This window comes from Thermococcus sp. (genome assembly GCF_027063845.1).
Taxonomy (GTDB): Archaea; Methanobacteriota_B; Thermococci; order Thermococcales; family Thermococcaceae; genus Thermococcus.
Genome location: NZ_JAMOQU010000113.1, coordinates 1 through 2,860, shown reverse-complemented (window position 1 = coordinate 2,860; position 2,860 = coordinate 1). Strand labels below are relative to the sequence as shown.

At 52.7% G+C, this 2,860-nt stretch carries 2 protein-coding genes and 1 pseudogene; all 3 read right to left on the bottom strand.

Annotated features, from left to right (window positions below):
* Positions 1-1,555, bottom strand: a 1,555-nt coding sequence (locus MVO87_RS09395) for a PDC sensor domain-containing protein (protein WP_297552966.1), incomplete at its 3' end; no start/stop codon positions are given.
* A gap of 120 nt (positions 1,556-1,675) precedes the next feature.
* Entirely contained in the window at positions 1,676-1,975 is a 300-nt protein-coding gene (locus tag MVO87_RS09390; RefSeq protein WP_297515887.1) for a DUF3213 domain-containing protein, read from the bottom strand.
* A 12-nt stretch (positions 1,976-1,987) separates the two neighbouring features.
* Positions 1,988-2,860 (bottom strand): annotated as a pseudogene (locus tag MVO87_RS09385) (tetraether lipid synthase Tes); the annotation flags it as partial.

Below are 2,860 nucleotides of genomic sequence, written 5' to 3'. Positions count from 1 at the left end.
TTCCCTCGGTAATCTCGTTGATGTGCTCCTGCTGGCGCTGGGCTTCAATACTAACCTGCTGGACGGCCTCATTAACCTGATTAATAGCCTCAGTGACGTCGCTTGCTATTTTGGCGAGAACGTTGGCCTTCTTTTCAAGCTCGTTCGTGACCTCGACTATCTCCCCGATTAGGCCCTTGAGCTTGTGGGTTGTGTCGCGGAGGTCTTCAAGGATTTCCCTGAGCTCACCCTTGGCCTCCATGCTGAGGCCGTTGCTCAGGTCGCCTTCAGCCAAACGCTCAAGCTTGGCCGCTATCGTGTTCAGAGTACCAACCAGGTCCTTTCCTACGGCCTCGAAGGCCTTGATGAGCGCACCAATCTCATCGTCCTCAAGGTACCGAATCTGCTTGAGCTTGCTGTTAACCTCACTCAGCCTGCCCTCGGCAAGGGCCTGAGCCACGTCCCGGAGGTGCTCCAGCGGTTTGAGCGTGTCGTTGAGAACCTTGTAGGCAAGGACTATCATGAGAAGACCAATAATTGCCGCAATGAGCGAGCCAAACATTGAATCCCTGATTGCGCTGTCAAGGGTTGAAAAAATCTGCGCCGTTATCTCCTCCGTGCTCTGCTTTAAAATCCCCTGGATTGAGTTCGTCAGCGGGTCCGTTAGCTCGTGGAGCGGAACCACTGCGAGTACTATCCAGCCGGTGGTCTTCATCCTCTTGTAGCCGGCGACCTTCTCAATTCCCTGGAACTCGTAAACGACCCATCCTTCGTCTTTACCCTCCTTGAGGACGTCCGCTATCGGCTTGAGGGAGTCAACGTCGTTGATGTTCAGCTTCTGAACAAGGCTCTCGTTGGGGTGGACTATAACGGTTCCAGCCTTGTTTATTATCGCTATGTAACCACTCTGGCCAATCTTTATCTCCTTGGCCTGCTCAATGAGGGTGGATACAAAGACGTCAACGCCTATGACGCCGACGAGCTTGCCGTTGACATAAATAGGTTCAGAATAAGTGACAATCCACTTCCCAGTTGAGGCGTCCTTGTAGGGTTCAGTCCAGACGGGGCCGTTCTTCGCGACGGCCTCCTGATACCAGGGTCTCTTCCTCGGGTCGTAGCCTTCAGGAAGGGGTTCGTCAGGCCACATGTACATGTTACCGTCGGCGCTTCCGAAGTACACGTAAGCGACGTTCGGGTCGAGGTTCTTAACGGCCCTGAATCGGTTCAGAAGAAAAGCCCTGAACTGGTCGCTGTTTGGAGGATAGTTGCCGTAAGCAACCTCAACGGCCTCTATTGCAACCTTTCCCATCATTCGCATCTTGTCAAAATAATCATCGAAGAGCTTCGCACCAAGCTTGGCCGCGCCAACAGAAATCGTCCCGGCCTCCTCTTCAATAGGCTTCTGAATGCCCTCTGCCATCATCTTCGGCAACTGGTCGTTTAGCTGTTCATTTAGAACAGTGTGGACCTGGTCCTTCATCCTCATCGTGTAGTAGCCGACTATCGTTGAACCGAGGAGGAGAGTGACCAGAACAGCTACTACCATTGTCAGGAGTATCTTTTTGCGGAATTGCACCGCGCCCACCCCCATAATCTCAACTACGCCTGGGGAAGTTACGGCGTTAAAAGTTAAATCACTTTTGTGTAGTGGGTTGTGTAGGTGATTACAACATAAGGAGGGGAGAAAAGGATGAAATCAGCTTCTTTCAAGCACGTTGTTCCAAGAGTAACTGGACTCTATGAGTTCACTAACGGTCAACTTTTTCTCGGCAACGACCTTTGCGTTGAGCTCCTTCAGGGTTTCGAGGATTTTCTCCCTCGACAGGGCCTCCTCGTCGAAGACCACGAAGCCCTTCCCAGTGTAGCTGTTGAGGAAAGCCCTCCAGACCTCAGCCTTCGTCAGGAGCTCGTACTGCTTTGCAGTCGTTAATTCCCAGTTCCCCTTATCGAATTCAAGCTCAAGCCGGGTGAGCCTCTTATCGGAACCAACTACCATTCGACCACCCCCTCACTCCCTCGCGAGTCCAAAGTAGTCCTCGATGTCTATGTAGGTCTTCCTGTAAAGCTCGCTGTTCTTCATCTTCTCGACGAACTCCTTGCTCCTGAAGTACTTGTCCTTCTTGTAGTCCCAGTCGGGGTGAAGGGCCTTCCACTCTTCCCAGCTGTAGCTGAACTGCGCCTGAACCTTGTCGCGGTAGATTTCAGGTATTACATTGAAGGTACAGAAGGGCACTATCCTGCCGTCGGGCATGGCGTAATGAATTACACAGCGCTCAACCCTCTCGACATCGTAGTTGTACTCGTCCATGAAGTGCATCATTCCTATGAAGAGCGCGTTCTCGTGGAACTTGCCGAGGGCATCATAGGTGCCGTGAACGAAGGCGTTCTTTATGAGGCCAAGAACGTCCAGCCCCTTCGGTGCGTACTTCTCGTCGTAGAAGCTCTTGAACTTGAGGAATATCTCCGCCCCGAGCTTGAGCTTCTTGAGCTTTCCAAGCGTCTTCCACTGCTCTATCTCTTCGGCCTTCTCCTCGAGGAACTCAACGAAGCCCTCAACGTCGATGAAGCGCGGAATCGGGACGACGCGCTTGTTCTCGCGGTCGAGGAAGACGTAGGTTGCCGCACCACAGGCAAAGTGGCTGGTCATGTAGTAGCGCTTTCCAGCGAAGGCCTCGAAGAAGCGCGCTATATGGCCTGCTATCGGAATCGGATACCAGTCCTCCATAGCTATAACGCCGTTTGTCTGCTCCTCTATGCGCTTTATAGCTCCAGGAATAGTTATCCTAAACCTCTGGCGCTCCTTCTTGGGAACCCTGCCGACCTGAGAAATGGGCTGGAAGTTTACACCGCGAACGATGTCGAGGTGGTTGAGGCCGAAGTT